Raw genomic sequence first — 17,255 nt, forward strand, 5'->3', positions numbered from 1 at the left:
GTCATTCACCCCAAAAAACAATACCATATCAAATAACCAGAAATATTCGATGCCATATGCCCAGCTACTTGTTAAAGGCCACAGTCACATCAATACACTTAATTCATTTCGCCATGACGAATTCAGGCCATCTGACAAAGGTTCAGAAATGACTTCGATCTGATCGCTTTCTTCACCGTGCCATTGCAAAACCAGATTATGACCATGGTCGTCAATTTTACGAGAGACCAGTTTTTCATCTTCCCAATACCACTTCTGACTCAGATTTTCATTACAGGTGCCGACATAAAGGCCGTTATTATCATCTATACCCAAACACTGGTTGTTGCCACTTCGGCTTTTATAACGTTCTTTAGCATCAAGCCCCCAGGTTTGATGGCGATTATTGGGTACGCACGCCTTAGCGATAATCTGTCCATTCTGGTTTGTCAGGCAAAGGTTATCAGCATACAGTGACCGAAGTTTTACATGTGCTTCAGGCTCAAATATGGGGTGAGACCAATCAACGGTTACAAACGCCTGAGTGGACTGGGTCAGGCTGGAAGCACCTGCGGGTTGGTACCAGCCAAACAGAAAGTCCCAGCCAACATAGCCAAACTGAGCCTTAATATTTGTGGCCGCCGTCACAAGGAATTTGGTGGTGCCGTTTTGCTCTGGCGATACTTCATACACTACGTCCATGTTAGGTACGAAGTTGCTGTACGCTATAGGGTTAATTTTGTTTTCATCCCACATCTTGCCGCCCCAGGCAATACCGGCGGTAAAATAGCACCCCAACTCATTCCTCAGTAGTAATTGACATTCGTCAAGACTCCGCTCCCAAGTAACGGAAAAATTATTCTGACTGCTGCTGTTTCTGATTCGGTACTCCTTTGTATCCCAGGAGAGCGATCGTGACATCGAGAGTCCAAAGGAGGCACCCACTTCAGCAGAGCCTTTTGGTCCTTCAGCACTCAGTTCAGCACCGACCTTACCATTAACACCGATGCTGACGGTACTGACCTGTTGGTGGTTATACTCAGGATTTTCGTTACTTGGAAGCCCTGACATAATTGTCGGTTGAACACCACTGACCGGCTCAACGCTCATTGAATAAGAGTGCGCAAAGGGGCCAAGACGGGTATGTCTGTGAATGTTGCTTTGCTTCCAGGCATTCTCCTGAAGTAAACGATCCCTGAGATGTATGCCGGCACCGGTATTCCCATCAGAAACGGAAAATCTCACCAGTTTGACATTTCGTGTGTTACCTGAGTGATCGGGTTTCGGTGCAACCACTGAACGGATCATGGATACATTAACATTGACATCAATGGAGGCATCACCTTGGCAATAATCCATGGTTCCGTTGAAGTCTTTAGAGTCGTGCAAATTGCAGCGAATGTTTCGTCGAGTTAACTTGAGGTTGAAATTTTTCTCGGGAATGTAAGGGACATGATTCCCAACACTCCTGGCAGATGTCATGGAAAATGGTATTTCGTAGTCTCTGGCTTGCGTGAGGGCGCTGGGTAGATCAGATTCCATATCAACGATCAGTGCCTGAAGGGCTTCAGAACTGCTTGCCAGTCTAAACTCTGGTTGACCGTTTTGCGACCTGAGGACGACATACGGTGCACTCACCGCTACCCCCGTCAACTGAATCAATTTATTTTGTATCCGCTCCATGGTCTGTATGGAGGCAGGACCTGCCTGAACGAAGTCCGGACTGGAAAGAATGATTGTTGCACCACCATTAAAGGCTGACATGATTTCGGCATATGGGTCTTCATCACCGGTAAGATCAACATAAAGACGATCATAGGGTCCCAGTTCCAAAGCATCCAAACCGCCATTCACATCCATGGCTTCAGCCTGTATGCCTGATAAACGACTGAAGTTACCTACACGATAGTCCGCGGACGAAGCGGTCAGTGAATACAGGATGGCACTGGTTGCCACTATGCCAGACACCAAGGTTACGTTCATTTCAAATCACCCAGTTGTTTATCGTTAGTTACCTTAAACTAAGCATTGACAGCCTATTTTTCGGTAAATTCAAGATCATGCGGCCAGTGCCCACTGATATCGATAGCTTTGTTGCCCACAGGCCATATTCCCAACAAAGATTTCCAGAAATAATGCTTTTTTGTTTCCGAATTATTAAAATATGGTTCGATAATTGAGTATGAGATCAACGTTAGTCGCATCCAATGGAATTTCACCTAAAGTTATCCCCGAATAGGCGTAGATACTGGCGGATCGATGCGTTTTACCAGTCTCAGGACACTCATAATCAAGGTCAGCGTGAATGGAATAGTTGCCGTGGTTATTAACTTTAATTTCAAAAAATGAGATGGGCTTGAGCCAATTCGGGATGACTCTCTCTCCATCAATGGATGAAAAGGTGAAGGCGATGGGAACAGCCTCAACCACATCGGTCAGATCCGAAGGCCATATAAAACTGACAACTTGCCCGCTCACATGCGTTTGATAATAACCAGCAGACACACTACCCTGACCTGTTAGTCCTTTGAGTAGTTCAGCACTGCCGCTGATTTGAAATTCAGAGTTATTCAATTCTGAGCCCAGTGACAGTCCGGCGTCGGCCATGATAACACTGGTAATCACACCAAACCCCTGAATAATTCCGTTATCAACCAGCATGTTGTTGTTATGAGCCACCGATTTCAGTATGTTCATTTCTCGATGCAGGGTATCAACAGGGTTTCTCATCACCTGTTGAGCTTGAAGTGCCCACTGGGCAACCATTGATCCGCGTTTGGCAAATGCCCAGGTCATCTGAGCGTTACCAGAAGCCTCAACAGCGTCAAGCTCAGCCCCCAGATTCAAGCCTGATTGCTGCACGTGACCTTTGGTCAGCACCAACGATTTATTCAGTGGGATCGACTCTATCTCAGGGTCATCTATGTCGACACCGGAATACCTGAATGTGCCCGTTGTGGCATCAATAATGCCGATGGCACCCACCTTTATGCTGGAGCTTAAATTCCAGTTCCCCCACCAGTGTGGGTAGGTGGTTCGGATTAACTGGTTAAATTGCTTGTTAAAGTAGCCTGGTGTCAAAGGTGAAGCGGCATGAGCCATCTCGGCCAAGCCACATACAAAGCTTAAAAGCCAATACCAGCCAACACATCGCCAAGTCTTACCTAGTCGAGGAACTTGCATAGCGGGAGAAAATTGGAAAGACATAAAAAAGGGGCGTACAACACGACCCGCCCCGAGCATCTGGAGTTTTTTGCCAATTCGCCTTGGTGGAAAAAAAACCGGTGCGGACTGCAGACCAACACCGGAATCTCTTATGAACCTATATTGACCCCTAATCTGTCTTACCCGTCATTACTCAAATCGTCTCAATTGCGTCGCCAGCTGCTCGGCCGTTTGCAGTTGCGCCGTCATGACTTGCGCTGTGACCGGGTCGTCTGCCTGCTGGGCCAGCTTGATGGTATGCCGGGCGGTCTGAGCGAACGTTTCACAGGCTTTCGCTATCGCTTCAGCGTTCTGATACGTCTCCTGGGTTTGAGGGTCTTCAATACGGGAGTACTCAAACAATTCGTTGTAGTCAGACGGCACACGACGCCCGAACACGCTGATACGCTCAGCAATCTGATACGATGGTGGGAAGGGTTGTACCGTCTGGTTTTGTCGAGCCTGGTATTGGGAGGGCTGGCAGGCCGCTTCCGGAGCCGCAGCCGCCAGCAGCTGCGCAAACTCAGCAGCACGAGCTCCCTGATTGTTCCACCGGGCCGCCTTGATCTGGTTCACAATAGCCTGCTGCTCACTGTAGGCAGCCACCAGTTTCTGGGCCAGTTCGTTTTTTTCGGCAGGTTTGATGCCGGTTGCCGCTTCTTTCAATGTTGAGGCCGTCATGTCGATACTCTCAAATGGCAAGCGTTAGGTACCGGAATCCGATGGACAGGTCATTATTTCTGATCTCACCGATGGTCTCGCTGGCCCTCGCCAAGTGGGTCATCGCCGATAAATCGCAGGTTGACCACCGGAGACATCAGAATAACACCACGATCCCATCGTAATTCCAGTGAATTTAACTATAGCAATGTCGTTTATTATTTTTTTTTTTTTTGAGATTATTGCTTTACTAAAACATGGCCTGTCATAACCGGAAGTATTAAGTCAGTTTTCTGCGCATCATGCCCGGTGTTCGTCGACGGACAAGACAAAACGACACTGCTCATTTGATCATCAAAACAGGGTGGCCAGCAGTTCGGGTGGGAAGCCCCGGCTGTGCAAAAATTCTCTTTGCTCATTGATCTCCCGGGAGGATACTGGGTGTTTGTGACCAAACTTCTGTTCACGAGCCCATTTTGCCAGGTCCTGCCAGTTAATTCCGGACGCTTTCAGGGCATCGACAATCATCTCCGGCTCAATGCCTTTTTTTTCCAGATCCTGGGCAATGCGGGAAGGGCCTTGCCCTTTGGCCGCTCTGTGCTGAATGAAGCCTTCCACGTAGCGCTCATTACTCAACAGCCGCTCTTTTTCCAGCCGGTCAAGCACATCAAGGATGAGTTCATCGTTATCAGAGAGATAAGACAGTTTTTGCGCCAGCTCGTCGTGAGTGTAATTTTTCTGCACCATCAGGTTCATGGCGGCATGTCTCAGCATGTTGGCGGTAACTTCAGGCATCGCTACGCTCCTGTGAACTGGTCTGCCCGGTGCCAACTCCGGTCAATCTCGGAAGTTGCACGGTGTATGAGAACCGGGGTTGCGATTATTGGTCGATGAACTATGATTCTACCGTCGTTCATCGACATACCTTTGCGTTGGAGCACCAAGTCCCGGTGTAACCTGCACCGGGCACCCCCCCCCACTATGACGCATCCTGCCTGTGAGCTCTAGCGGTTGATCCGCTTCTTTGACGTCACCTTAACCTGTTCTTTGCTGCCGGTGTTTTTCGTAATAAAGGTGTACTGGACGATGTTATCCTGGTCTACCGAGTCCAGTTTGACATCAAACCCCCACAGGCGGTGCAGATGTTTTAGCAGTTCATGGGTACTGTCCCTGTCCAGCGGACGATTCTGGTGCAGGTAATGGCGCAGGGTCAATGAGCGGTCACCCCGGACATCCACGTCGTACACCTGTATGTTGGGCTCCCGGTTGCCCAGGTTGTACAAGGCGGCCAGGTTTTCCCGCAACTGCCGATAGCCCTGCTCGTCATGGATGGCATCCACTTCCAGATAGGGGTTGATGTCGTTGTCATCGATGCTGAATAGGCGCATGTCCCGCATAACCCTGGGGGAGAGGTATTGAAGAATGAATCCCTCGTCCTTGAAGTTCTTCATGGCAAAGTGCACGGCGTCCAGCCAGTCACTGCCCGCCAGATCGGGGAACCATTCACGGTCCTCTTCCGTGGGCTGTTCGCAGATCCTGCGGATGTCCCGAAAGATATTGAACCCCAGAGCATAGGGGTTTATCCCGCTGTACCGCGGATCATCAAAGGCCGGCTGGAACACGACACTGGAGTGTGAATGCAGAAATTCCAGGATAAAGCCTTCGGTGATCAACCCTTCATCGTACATTTCATGCATCAGGTGATAGTGCCAGAACGTTGCCCAGCCCTCGTTCATGACCTGGGTTTGCCGTTGCGGGTAGAAATACTGCGCCACTTTACGCACGATGCGGATGATCTCCCGCTGCCAGGTCTCCAGCAACGGCGCGTTTTTTTCGATGAAATAGAGCAGGTTCTCTTCCGGGTCTTTCGGAAACCGTTCATCTTGGTGCGACTGTGATTGCTCGCTGACCGGGATGGTGCGCCAGAGATCGTTCAGGTTGCGCTGGATGTACGCTTCACGCTCTCGCAAGCGTGCCTGTTCCTGTTCTGCAGAGACCGGGGCGGGGCGAACATAGCGGTTGACACCCTGGTTCATCAGCGCATGGCAGGCGTCCAGCATCTCCTCTACCGCTGCAACGCCATGTTTCTCCTCGCACTGGGCGATGTAGTGCTTGGCAAACAGCAGGTAATCAATGATGGCGCTGGCGTCCGTCCACTGCCTGAACAGGTAGTTGCCTTTAAAAAAGGAGTTGTGGCCGTAGCAGGCGTGGGCGATCACCAGGGCCTGCATGGGCATGGTGTTCTCTTCCATCAGGTAGGCAATGCAGGGGTTGGAGTTGATCACGATTTCGTAAGCCAGCCCCATCCGCCCCCGCTGATAGTTCTGTTGGTTATTGAGAAAGGTTTTCCCATAACTCCAGTGATTGTACATCAGGGGCATCCCCACCGATGAGTAGGCATCCAGCATCTGTTCAGAGCTGATCACTTCAATCTGGTTGGGGTAGGTGTCCAGCCGGAATTTATCCGCCAACCGGGCAAACTCGCGGTCGTAAAGGTCCAGCAGTTCGAACGTCCATTCAGACCCGGTGGACAGCGGTTGTTTTCGCCGGATGGTGTGCTTTTCTGGTGCTTCAGCGACCAACATGAGAGCCCTCCTTTTTTTCAAACAGACGCCGGAAGGTCGGGTAGATATCCGAATAGCTGTGGATGTGCTGCATGGCGAAGTGATCCGGGTAAGATTCGGCTATGGTAGCGTACTCGTACCAGAGGTTCTGGTGGTGCAGGTCGGTAATCTCTACGTAGGCGAAGTATTGGCAAACCGGTAACAGCTTGTCCAGGATGATGTCATAACATTTTGTGGAGTCTTCGCCCCAGTTATCCCCGTCCGAGGCCTGGGCAATGTAGATATTCCACTGGCTGGGCGGGTACCGCCGTTCAATGATGTCATGGGTGAGCAGCAGGGCTTTTGAGACAATGGTGCCCCCGGTTTCCCGGGCGTAGAAGAAGTCGTGCTCATCACACTCCCTCGCCTCACTGTGGTGCCGGATAAAGACCACTTCCACGGCTTCGTAGTTGCGTTCCAGGAACAGGTAGAGCAGCAGGAAAAAGCGCTTAGCCATGTCCTTGATCTCCTGCGTCATGGACCCGGAAACATCCATGACACAAAACATCACCGCCTTGCTGGAGGGCTGGGGCACCTTGGTCATGTTGTTAAAGCGCAGGTCAAAATCGTCAATAAACGGCAGTCGTTTGAGCTTCTTGTTGAGCGACTTGATCTCTTCCCGAAGAGCGGTGGCCTGCTGCTGATCGGCAGGGTCCGGACTCACTTCCATGGCCCTGAGTTGTCGCTTCAGGGTTCGGATCACTTTCCGGTCTTTACCGGACAGGGCGATGCGACGGGCATGGGCAGCCCGCAGTGAGCGCACAATATTCAGCCGGTCCGGGGAACCAGCGGTGGTAAACCCGGCCCGTTTGAGTTGATAGTCGGTGCTGTCTTTCAGTTCTTTTCTCAGCAGGTTGGGCAGCTCCAGGTCATCAAACAGATATTCCAGGAACTCGTCCCGGTTGATCTGGAAGACGAACTCATCTGCCCCTTCGCCACCATCACTGGCCTGCCCCGTACCGCTGCCCTGTCCATCGCCACCCGGTGGCCGCTGAATGCGGTCTCCACGGTGGAACTCGTGGTTGCCAGGATGCACGTGGCCGCAGTGCCCCCCCTGTGCGTGGTGAAAAAACGGCTCACTGAGGTCTTTCCTGGGAATAGTGACGTCACTGCCACTGTCAACGTCGGTGATGGAACGCTGGTCAATGGCATCCTGGACGGCGGCTTTGACATGATGCCGGTAGCGCTTCAAAAACCGCTGCCGGTTCACGGTGCTCTTCTTTTTTCCATTGAGGCGCCGGTCGATGATGAGGCTCATGATGAACGCACTCCCGATAGCTGCAGTGCTCGGTGGATCAGCCCCGCTGAAGGGGCTGGCGATGGGTCCGCGACAGGGCGGGTCAGTCAGTGCGGAATCATTGAGACTTCCGGACCCGGATGTACCATTCTGACAACAGCCGTACCTGTTTCTCGGTATAACCGTGGACCACCATACGGGAAACGAAGTCCGCGTGTTTTCGCTGGTCTTCCTGCGACCCTTTGGCATTGAAAGAGATGACCGGCAACAGGTCTTCGGTATTGGAAAACATTTTCTTCTCAATGACGGTACGCATCTTCTCGTAGCTTAACCAGCTGGGGTTTTTGCCGTCGTGGTTGGCCCGGGCCCGCAGTACAAAGTTGACCACTTCGTTGCGGAAATCCTTGGGATTGGCGATGCCCGCCGGTTTTTCGATTTTTTCCAGCTCTTCGCTCAAGGCGCCCCGATCCAGAATATGTCCGGTATCCGGGTCCCGGAATTCCTGATCCTGAATCCAGAAGTCAGCGTAGGTAATGTAGCGGTCAAAGATGTTCTGACCGTATTCGGAGTATGACTCAAGGTACGCGGTCTGGATCTCCTTGCCAAGAAACTCAATGTATTTGGGGGTCAGATACTCTTTGAGAAAGGCGAGGTAACGGTCCTGGATTTCTTCCGGAAACTGGTGCTGCTCAATCTGCTGTTCCAGGACATAAAGCAGGTGTACCGGGTTGGCCGCCACTTCAGTCGGATCGAAGTTGAATACTTTGGACAGGATCTTGAAAGCAAACCGGGTAGAGAGCCCGTTCATGCCTTCATCCACCCCGGCCATATCCCGGTATTCCTGCAATGGCTTGGCATTGGGGTCGGTGTCCTTCAGGTTATCGCCGTCGTACACTTTCATCTTGGAGTAGATGGAAGAGTTCTCCGGCTCCTTGATCCGTGACAGCACGGTAAACTGGGCCAGCATCTTGAGGGTATCCGGGGCACAGGGCGCGGCCTTCAGCGAGCTGTGTTCCAGCAACTTCTGGTAAATGTGCACCTCCTCACTGACCCGGACACAGTACGGCACCTTCACGATGTTGACCCGATCGATGAAGGCTTCATTGGTCTTGTTGTTCCGGAAGGACTGCCATTCGGACTCATTGGAGTGCGCCAGCAGAATCCCCTCGTAGGGAATCGCCCCCAACCCTTCGGTGCTGTTGTAGTTGCCTTCCTGGGTGGCGGTCAGCAGCGGGTGCAGCACTTTGATGGGCGCCTTGAACATCTCCACGAATTCCATGATGCCCTGGTTGGCCCGGCACAACGCCCCCGAAAAACTGTAGGCGTCGGGATCGTCCTGGGAATACTCTTCCAGCTGGCGAATATCCACCTTGCCCACCAGGCTGGAAATATCCTGGTTGTTTTCATCACCGGGTTCGGTTTTGGCAATAGCGATTTGATTCAGCCGGCTTGGGTAGAGCTTAACCACCCGGAACTGGGTGAGGTCGCCCCCAAATTCGTTCAGGCGTTTGACCGCCCAGGGAGACATGATGTAATTGAGGTAGCGACCGGGAATGCCGTATTCCTCCTTGAGAATAACCCCATCCTCATCAGGATTGAACAGCCCCAGCGGGGATTCAAACACCGGCGAGCCTTTGATGGCGTAAAACGGTACCCGTTCCATTAACTGCTTCAATTTTTCGGCCAGAGAAGACTTGCCGCCTCCCACCGGGCCAAGCAGGTAGAGTATCTGTTTTTTCTCTTCCAGCCCCTGAGCCGCGTGTTTGAAATAAGAGACCATCTGCTCAATGGCCTCTTCCATACCGTAAAACTCTTTGAACGCCGGGTAGCGTTTGATTAACTTGTTGGAGAAGATGCGGCTCAGTCGCGGATCACGGGCGGTATCAATTACTTCTGGCTCACCAATGGCTTTCAGCATGCGCTCGGCCGCATTGGCATAGACCGACGGGTCCTCTTTACAGAGTTTGAGATAGTCCAGCAGACTCAGCTCTTCCTGTTGAACCGCTTCATACCGTTGCTGGTATTGCGCAAAAATGGACATAGTAGACATCCCACCGTTATGGATAGAGAGGAAGAAAGAAGACATCGGATCGGATCAGACAGCAGGGCAACACAACCGCCTCCTTGGTTCCATGAATACAAATGCACGCCTCCCACGAGGCCTGTAGCCTGAAAGGCAATCAACGAGTCTCTCCGTGAAATGATCAACGAATCAAACCTGGGTATCACTTGAAGCAAAAAAGACCGGTACAGCACGCATACCGTGACTGAATGAGGCGCAGGCTATGTTGATGAAGTTACCGGCTCTTTCGGTAACAGTCCCTGATGCCGACCTCTTTCAGGGGGTAACTGTCAATCAAATGATGATAAATCTGACTGCTCTGCTGTTCACAGGCAAGGGCGATCTGTCGTTCAATGTCGGAAAGGTTCGCTTGTGCTGCCACCGCTCGTTGAATCACGGCATGGACATCCACATGCAGCGCTCTGGCTTTGCTGAGCAAATCGGCAGAGAGGTCGGTTTCAAATGCAACAGGGCTTTCATAAGTAGTTTTCATAGCCATAATTACTCTCTTTACTCATTATCTGTCGCTTAATTGTAGCAAATAGAGTTAAATCATTTTTGGAACCGGCATCAGGAATAAAGTTAGGGAAAGTGCGAATAAGTCTCGGGTCATGAGATAATATTTCTACCGCTTCCAGCTTGGGTTTCTATCAATGAGTCAGCTCAGTTTTTCAGATAGTGAGTTTTTGCAAAAACGCAGAACAACCCGAAAAGAGCGCTTTTTTGCCAAAATGGAAAAGCTTGTGCCATGGCAAAGAATTATCAGTGTCATTGAGCCTTATTACCCAAAGCCTGGTAATGGTCGTCGCCCTTACCTACTGGAGGTGATGGTTCGTATTCATTACCTCCAGCAGTGGTACAGTCTCAGCAACGAGGGCATGGAAGATTCATTGCACGAAATTTCATCCATGCGTCTGTTTGCCGGATTATCGCTGGACAAAGCCATCCCTGATCGCACAACCATCATGAACTTCCGGCACTTGCTCGAAAAACACCAGCTGGGGCGAGCGATTTTTACTGAGATTAATAACTGGCTTACGGACTCTGGTGTCATCCTGAAAGAAGGCACCCTGGTGGATGCCACCATTATCGAAGCACCGACGTCGACCAAAAATAAAGATAAGCAGCGTGATCCTGATATGCACCAGACTAAAAAGGTTAATCAGTAGCACTTCGGTATGAAGGCTCACATTGGCGTTGATGCCTGTACCGTGCTGACTCATAGTCTTACAACCACTTCTGCCAATGAGCATGATCTCAATCAGACAGGAGAACTGCTCCATGGGTTGAGCAGTTTATATTCAGTGATTCCGGTTACCATGGAGCAGAACAACGCCCCGAGTTGCAGGATGTGTCTGCTGAGTGGTTTATCGCTGAAATTCCATCCCGGCTCAAAGAGCTGAAAAAGCACCCTCGAAAGAATAATGATGCATTGAAATTGGAATACAACAAGGCCAGTATCAGGGCATTTTTGGAGCATCCCTTCAGAATCATCAAATGCCAGTTTGGTTTTGTGAAAGCCATCTAAAAAGGGCTTGAGAAAAACGACAACAAGCTGGCAATACTGTTTGGGCTGGCGAATATCGTCAGGTTTGGTCAAATGATTCGGGCATAGGGTTGACCCGCCCGAAAACTGTAAGATATTACCATTTGTGTGTGAATATTAGAGACTTTTCCATCAAAACCTGAGAAGCAGGCCAGTTTGAAAAGGATTAACCCATCAACTTATGAAATGGACTGGGTTGTTCGCACTTTATTTATACGACTACCGACTTCTGTTTTATAGACTCACTCTCTCGATATTTTCAGAAAATTCCAGATGCTACTTTTTTAAAGAAATTGTAAGTATATATATGAAAGTATATCAAATAGAACCTAAACGATTAAAGACGTCTATAATTTTTTAGTACGAATTTTTTACTGGTTAATGCTTGTACACTGGACTGACAGAATATGTACAACCAACTGAAATTGTATATGTGAGCCAGCCTTACTCAATTAGAAAATATGATTTTACTTGGTTAACTCCCTAGAGAGGGATAGGCGAAAACACGCTTAAACCGATTTATTGCAAACTTGCTTATAGCATTTGGCTTTATCTATAAATACTTGATATTTATTATCGTGATTTGGAGGCGATACAATTGAGCAAAATAGCGATCGTGACAGGTGGTACTCGAGGAATTGGTGAAACAATCAGTACTCACCTCAAAGACCTAGGTTACACCGTTATTGCAAATTACGTAAGCAATGATCAAGCAGCACAAGCATTTATGGATCGTACCGGTATCCCTGTTATTAAGTTTGATGTAAGTAACTTTGCAGCCACCCAAAAGGGTATCTCGCAGATCGAAGTAGACTTCGGCCCTACTGATATCCTTATCAACAACGCAGGCATTACACGCGATAAAACCATGCACCGAATGGACGTCGAACAGTGGGACGCCGTCATTCAAACCAACCTTGCCTCTTGCTTCAATACCTGTAAGGCCGTGATCGAAAATATGCGTTCCAGGAATTTTGGTCGTATTGTCAATATTGGTTCAGTCAATGGGCAGTCAGGCCAATACGGCCAAGTCAATTACGCCGCTGCAAAATCCGGTATACAGGGCTTCACCAAAGCACTGGCGCTTGAAAGTGCGGCCAAAGGCATCACCGTCAACGCCATCACCCCGGGTTATGTTGACACCGATATGGTTCGCGCGTTACCTGAAGCCATCTTGGAAAAAATCACCGATAGTATTCCCGTTGGTCGACTGGGTACACCTAAAGATATTGCCCGAGCAGCGGCCTTCTTAGTCAGCGATGACGCTGGTTTTATCACCGGTTCTACACTCTCTGTTAACGGCGGCCAACACATGTACTAATCGACAGTCGATACTTATTGATTCGCTGACACCTAAGTACCTCAATACTTTGGGGGGCATTAATTGGGAGGAGGTAAGGTTGGTAAACCAGAGTGATCACTTCGAGCAGCTATTCAGCAGCCCCCTAGTGAAAGAAGTAGCTGAAGGGTTCTTAAACCTTCTGGATAATAGTCTCTCCCATGCCATGCGAAACCGGCACGACCGGTTAACCCCCAAGGCTATCCTCGAAAATCTGATTAAACAGTGGCGAGAGCAACCCGTACAAATGGACGCAGCTCAACTGATTAAGCTTCAGATGGATTTTATGGAAAATCAGCGGCAGCTTTGGCAACAAGTTGGCCAGGCTTTTTTTAAAAAACAGACCCTGTCTCAATTTACTGACGAGGGCGAGCGCGACCCTCGTTTTCAGGATAGTGACTGGAACACAGAGCCTGTGTTTTACTTCTTAAAACAAGCCTATCTGTTAAACGCAAAAATGCTGGAAGATCTCGTCGAGCAGTTTGAATTTAAAGATCCCCAATTCAAGCAACAAACGAAGTTCTTCACCCGTCAGTTTGTCAGTGCTCTTTCACCTGCGAACTTCGCATACAGTAACCCGGAAGTTTGCCGCGAAATCCTCAAAAGCAAGGGCTCCAACTTACTAAAAGGCATGGAAAATCTAGTTCGTGACCTCAAACAAAGCCCAGCCGATGCTTTGAATATTTTGCAAACGGATCTTGAGGCTTTTGAACTCGGTACAAATCTTGCCGCCACACCAGGTGAAGTGATCTACCAAAATGACCTGATGCAGTTAATTCAATACACTCCGGATACCAAAAAATGCCTACAGCGACCACTGTTGTTTGTGCCACCGTTTATCAACAAGTACTACATTCTTGACCTCGATCATAAAAAATCGATGGTGCACTGGCTCGTTAAACAGGGTTTCACCGTCTTTATGATTTCCTGGGTCAATCCATCGGCGCAAATGGCTGATAAGCAGTTTGACGATTACATGCTTCAAGGTCCGGTGGCAGCTCTTGATGCAGTGGAAGCTATCACGGGAGAGAATAAGATCAACACCGCTGGTTATTGCGTTGGTGGTATGCTGCTGGCCACTACGCAATCTTACCTGCAAAATATTGGCGACGAACGTATCAACAGCATGACATTTTTCACGACCCTTCTCGACTACGATGAGCCAGGAGAAATAGGAAATTTTATCTCCGAACAAATATTATCCCATTTAGAAAAAGAGACTGGCACTCATGGTGTGCTGGATGGTCGTATTCTGGGTATGAGCTTTAGTCTTTTGCGTGAAAATAACCTCTACTGGCCATTTTATATTAACAACTATCTCAAAGGGGAAACACCCTCCGCATTTGATATCTTATACTGGAACAGCGATGCAACCAACTTGCCCGCCAATACCTTTAACTTCTATATTCGCAACGCCTATCTCAACAACTGCTTTGTTGAGGCCGGTAGCGTGATCCTCAATGAGGTACCCATCAATCTGTCTACGATAAACCTACCCACTTACTTTGTAGCCCCTAAAGCTGATCACATTGTTCTTTGGGAAAGCGCCTACCAAAGTGCTCGCCGTCTTGGCGACGGAATCAGCCGCCAGGCAGCCATGAAGCGCTTCATCTTAGCTGGCTCCGGCCATATTGCTGGCATTATCAACCCCGCTGAATCGGGTAAATACCCTTACTGGGCCTGCGACAGCAGTGTCGGCAATGAAGGTTTACCGGAAGATCCCCACGCTTGGCTAAACGAGGCCACCAAGGTGGAGGGCTCCTGGTGGTGCGACTGGTATCATTGGCTGGCAGGCCTTTCAGGTGACAAAGTCGATGCTCAGAAAGTTGGGATACATCCAGATTTTCCAGCGCTGGAACCCGCTCCTGGTAGCTATGTAAAAGTGCGGATTTAAAACAATATCAAGATTGATATCGCCTGTAATTATTGACCAATCAGTATTCTCATTAATGCCACGATCCATCATAATCGTGGTTTTTTATGCTGTGAATTTATCCTCCAACGGGATATTGAGGGAACCGCTACTTTGAAGTTACCTGCTCCCTTAATGTTTTCTTCAACCTTCACCATGTAGGAGCTGGCTTTGATCACAATCAAAAAGTATCCCAACCGACGATTGTACGACACATCTCAGAGTCAGTACGTTAATCTTGACTATGTAAAATTATTAACTCTGGAGCATATTGACTTTGCAGTAGTTGATTCTAAAACTGGCGATGACATCACCAAGAGCATTCTCCTGCAGATCATCAGTGAACAGGAGAGTAGTAACGAGCAATCATTGCTTACAGATACGTTGCTGAAACAACTGATTCGTTTTTACGGCGATGATATGCAAGTTTTTTTACGTCAATACCTGGAGCAGAGTCTGAACCACTTCCTCAAGCAACAGGATACGATGCAAGGCTTGCTTAAAAATATGATTGATGCTGGTCCTATCGGCATGATCAGTAAAATCATGGAACAAAACCTCGACACTTGGCAAAAATTCACCCACCAAGACTCAGATAATGAGGAAAAATAAGCCGATGAATTAGCGGGCGGTCCAGGCTCCATCCAACACTATTGTCTGCCCCGTCATATTTCGGCTCACTGGGTTCAACAAAAACAAAACGCTACCAGTAACCTCTTCCAAAGAAATAAAACTTTGCTTCGGCATCGGGGCCAGCATAATCTTACTGATCACTTCATCTTCGCTGATACCGTAGTACTTAGCCTGGTCAGCAATCTGCTTTTCCACTAGCGGCGTTTTTACATAGGCTGGACAAATAGTGTTAATGGTGATGTCGTACTCGGCCACTTCTAACGCAATGGTTTTACTAAAACCGAGCAGACCGTGCTTCGCTGCGATATAGGCGCTCTTATAGGGTGATGCGATCAAACCGTGAATTGAGCCTATATTCACAATGCGCCCATATTTTTGTTCTTTCATCATTGGCAAAAAAGCGCGGGTCAACATGGCAGGTCCTACCAATAGCACATCGATAACCAGCTGCCATTTATCGACAGGAAATTCTTCCAACTTTGCCACATGCTGAATGCCCGCGTTATTGACCAACACATCAAGTCGAGTAAATTCTCCCTTGATGTTTTTTCTACAAGCATCGATACTTTCTTGATGGGTAACATCTAAATACAAAGCTGATGCACTACCGCCATGCTCACATATAGTTGCGACTATACTCTCTGCTGCCTTCAGGTCGATATCGCTGATCACTACATAAAAACCATCGCGGGCTAGCTCTCTGGCAATAGCGGCACCTATACCACTTGCCCCACCGGTCACCAGTGCGACAGGCCTATTCGCGTGTTGCTCACTCAAACTCATGAGTTTATTCCACCCTCAACTGTAATCGTGAATAAATTCAGTCACCAAAGGACGTACATACTTTCGAAACCTGGAGCCGCTGAAAATCCCATAGTGGCCAGCCCCCTCCTGCAAGTGATGACAGCGCATTGTCTCGGGTATGTTTTTACACAGAGCGTGCGCCGCTTGCGTTTGTCCTATGCCACAGACATCATCACTAGCACCTTCAACCGTCAGTAGAGCCGTATTATTGATCGCCCCAAAATTGACGGACTTGCCATTGTAGGTGATGGAGTTGCGAGCCAACGCATTAGCTTTAAAAACACGTTCTATAGTTTCCAAATAAAATTCTGCGGGGATGTCTAATACGGCCATATATTCATCGTAGAAGGCTCGGAAACAATCAGCGTCTTCCTCATCGCCCTCAAGCAAGTTCTGAAAAAAACCCAGGTACTTAGAAATATGCATGTCAAGATTCATCGATAAAAAACCGCCCAACTGCAGGAAGCCTGGGTAGACTTCGCGTCCTTCACCGGGGTAACCTGGCGGCACCGTCATAATGGCAAATCCACGAAACCAATCCATACTGTGCTCTTGGGAATATTTATTAACACGGGTAGGATTTTTACTGACATCAATGGGGCCCGCCATTAGCGTCAAGGTTTTTGGTGTAGAGGTACTTTTTTCTTCCGCCATCACGGCAGTGGCAATCAGTGCCTGCACCGCTGGCTGACAGATGGCAACCAAATGAACGTCCTGACCAAGGAACTGAAGAAAATCGATCAGATAACTGACATGAAGGTCAAAGGTAAATGCTCCTTCATCTAAAGGTACTTCCCGAGCGTCTAACCAGTCAGTAACGTAGACCTCATGATCGGGCAAGAGTCCTTCCACCGTGCCCTTCAACAGCGTGGCGTGATGGCCTGACAACGGTGCTACCAGTAGGACCTTGTTTTTATCTTCCCTTCCTACTCGCTTGAAATGGACTAACTCGCAAAAGGATTTTGAGAGCACAACCTCCTCTCGGACGCGAACAGTTTTATCATTGATCAACACGCTATCAATATCAAAATCAAGCTTTTCATAACTCTTGGTCAGGCGCATTGCAAACTCCAACGCAGCGTTGGTCGTTCGCCCAATGGGAGTATGACTGTATGGATTGAGTGGGTGGGTGCCAATATCCAGTATAAGGCCATATATATTGTGCATGGCGCTGGCACTTTTATTATAGAAATCGTATGCCTCGTATCTCATAGGTCACCCTTTATTAGACAGGCATAACAGCTTGAAGCCAGTTAAAAAGCCCTTCAGAGAAGAG

The 17,255-nt window shown here is 48.9% G+C and carries 13 protein-coding genes and 1 pseudogene; 4 read left to right on the forward strand and 10 right to left on the reverse strand.

The window, feature by feature from the left end; translation table 11 throughout:
* Positions 1 to 84 precede the first annotated feature (84 nt).
* From ACOCLE_RS19795 to ACOCLE_RS19830, 8 genes are all read right to left on the reverse strand, one after another.
* Positions 85 to 1,839, reverse strand: coding sequence for a leukocidin family pore-forming toxin (locus tag ACOCLE_RS19795; RefSeq protein WP_419533925.1), 1,755 nt, complete (start codon positions 1,837 to 1,839; stop codon positions 85 to 87).
* Positions 1,840 to 2,136: 297 nt separating this feature from the next.
* Positions 2,137 to 3,090: a hypothetical protein gene (locus ACOCLE_RS19800; RefSeq protein WP_419533926.1), complete on the reverse strand. Its 954-nt coding sequence runs from the start codon at positions 3,088 to 3,090 to the stop codon at positions 2,137 to 2,139.
* A gap of 243 nt (positions 3,091 to 3,333) precedes the next feature.
* Positions 3,334 to 3,885, reverse strand: a complete 552-nt coding sequence (locus ACOCLE_RS19805; protein WP_139117616.1) for a hypothetical protein — start codon at positions 3,883 to 3,885, stop codon at positions 3,334 to 3,336.
* A 312-nt stretch (positions 3,886 to 4,197) separates the two neighbouring features.
* The gene (locus ACOCLE_RS19810) at positions 4,198 to 4,638 is read right to left on the reverse strand and encodes a regulatory protein RecX (RefSeq protein WP_066017859.1); all 441 of its coding nucleotides are present in this window, start codon (positions 4,636 to 4,638) and stop codon (positions 4,198 to 4,200) included.
* Positions 4,639 to 4,847: 209 nt separating this feature from the next.
* Positions 4,848 to 6,428 carry a SpoVR family protein gene (locus ACOCLE_RS19815; RefSeq protein WP_419533927.1) on the reverse strand — a complete coding sequence of 527 codons (1,581 nt, stop codon included), beginning with the start codon at positions 6,426 to 6,428 and terminating at the stop codon, positions 4,848 to 4,850.
* Positions 6,415 to 7,704: a YeaH/YhbH family protein gene (locus ACOCLE_RS19820; RefSeq protein WP_419533928.1), complete on the reverse strand. Its 1,290-nt coding sequence runs from the start codon at positions 7,702 to 7,704 to the stop codon at positions 6,415 to 6,417. Before ACOCLE_RS19820 ends, ACOCLE_RS19815 begins: the two co-directional genes overlap by 14 nt.
* Positions 7,705 to 7,801: 97 nt before the next feature.
* The gene (locus ACOCLE_RS19825) at positions 7,802 to 9,724 is read right to left on the reverse strand and encodes a PrkA family serine protein kinase (protein ID WP_066017856.1); all 1,923 of its coding nucleotides are present in this window, start codon (positions 9,722 to 9,724) and stop codon (positions 7,802 to 7,804) included.
* Between the two features lie 256 nt (positions 9,725 to 9,980).
* Positions 9,981 to 10,244, reverse strand: a complete 264-nt coding sequence (locus tag ACOCLE_RS19830; protein ID WP_419533929.1) for a hypothetical protein — start codon at positions 10,242 to 10,244, stop codon at positions 9,981 to 9,983.
* A gap of 154 nt (positions 10,245 to 10,398) precedes the next feature.
* Between ACOCLE_RS19830 and ACOCLE_RS19835 the strand changes: the two are divergent.
* From ACOCLE_RS19835 to phaR, 4 genes and pseudogenes are all read left to right on the forward strand, one after another.
* Positions 10,399 to 11,360 (forward strand): annotated as a pseudogene (locus ACOCLE_RS19835) (IS5 family transposase).
* A 529-nt stretch (positions 11,361 to 11,889) separates the two neighbouring features.
* Positions 11,890 to 12,612 carry an acetoacetyl-CoA reductase gene (gene phbB, locus ACOCLE_RS19840; RefSeq protein WP_419533930.1) on the forward strand — a complete coding sequence of 241 codons (723 nt, stop codon included), beginning with the start codon at positions 11,890 to 11,892 and terminating at the stop codon, positions 12,610 to 12,612.
* A 79-nt stretch (positions 12,613 to 12,691) separates the two neighbouring features.
* A complete protein-coding gene (phaC, locus tag ACOCLE_RS19845; protein ID WP_419533931.1) occupies positions 12,692 to 14,524 on the forward strand; it encodes a class I poly(R)-hydroxyalkanoic acid synthase in 1,833 nt (610 codons plus the stop codon).
* Between the two features lie 189 nt (positions 14,525 to 14,713).
* Positions 14,714 to 15,154 carry a polyhydroxyalkanoate synthesis repressor PhaR gene (gene phaR, locus ACOCLE_RS19850; protein ID WP_066016645.1) on the forward strand — a complete coding sequence of 147 codons (441 nt, stop codon included), beginning with the start codon at positions 14,714 to 14,716 and terminating at the stop codon, positions 15,152 to 15,154.
* 9 nt (positions 15,155 to 15,163) lie between these two features.
* Here the strand turns inward: phaR and ACOCLE_RS19855 are convergent, their stop codons facing one another.
* Together ACOCLE_RS19855 and ACOCLE_RS19860 are read right to left on the reverse strand one after the other, a co-directional pair.
* The gene (locus tag ACOCLE_RS19855) at positions 15,164 to 15,958 is read right to left on the reverse strand and encodes a 3-hydroxybutyrate dehydrogenase (protein ID WP_419533932.1); all 795 of its coding nucleotides are present in this window, start codon (positions 15,956 to 15,958) and stop codon (positions 15,164 to 15,166) included.
* 15 nt (positions 15,959 to 15,973) lie between these two features.
* Entirely contained in the window at positions 15,974 to 17,191 is a 1,218-nt protein-coding gene (locus tag ACOCLE_RS19860) for a polyhydroxyalkanoate depolymerase (RefSeq protein WP_256493248.1), read from the reverse strand.
* Between the last annotated feature and the right edge of the window lie 64 nt (positions 17,192 to 17,255).

It is taken from the genome of Endozoicomonas sp. (assembly GCF_965196975.1).
GTDB lineage: Bacteria > Pseudomonadota > Gammaproteobacteria > Pseudomonadales > Endozoicomonadaceae > Endozoicomonas.

What these genes read in the sequence shown, in the direction of transcription:
- ACOCLE_RS19795 (WP_419533925.1), bottom strand. Translation starts at nt 1,839, where the DNA reads ATGGATGTGAATGGCGGTTTGGATGCTTTGGAACTGGGACCCTATGAT.
- ACOCLE_RS19810 (WP_066017859.1), bottom strand. Translation starts at nt 4,638, where the DNA reads ATGCCTGAAGTTACCGCCAACATGCTGAGACATGCCGCCATGAACCTG.
- ACOCLE_RS19815 (WP_419533927.1), bottom strand. Translation starts at nt 6,428, where the DNA reads ATGTTGGTCGCTGAAGCACCAGAAAAGCACACCATCCGGCGAAAACAA.
- ACOCLE_RS19820 (WP_419533928.1), bottom strand. Translation starts at nt 7,704, where the DNA reads ATGAGCCTCATCATCGACCGGCGCCTCAATGGAAAAAAGAAGAGCACC.
- ACOCLE_RS19825 (WP_066017856.1), bottom strand. Translation starts at nt 9,724, where the DNA reads ATGTCCATTTTTGCGCAATACCAGCAACGGTATGAAGCGGTTCAACAG.
- ACOCLE_RS19830 (WP_419533929.1), bottom strand. Translation starts at nt 10,244, where the DNA reads ATGGCTATGAAAACTACTTATGAAAGCCCTGTTGCATTTGAAACCGAC.
- ACOCLE_RS19855 (WP_419533932.1), bottom strand. Translation starts at nt 15,958, where the DNA reads ATGAGTTTGAGTGAGCAACACGCGAATAGGCCTGTCGCACTGGTGACC.
- ACOCLE_RS19860 (WP_256493248.1), bottom strand. Translation starts at nt 17,191, where the DNA reads ATGAGATACGAGGCATACGATTTCTATAATAAAAGTGCCAGCGCCATG.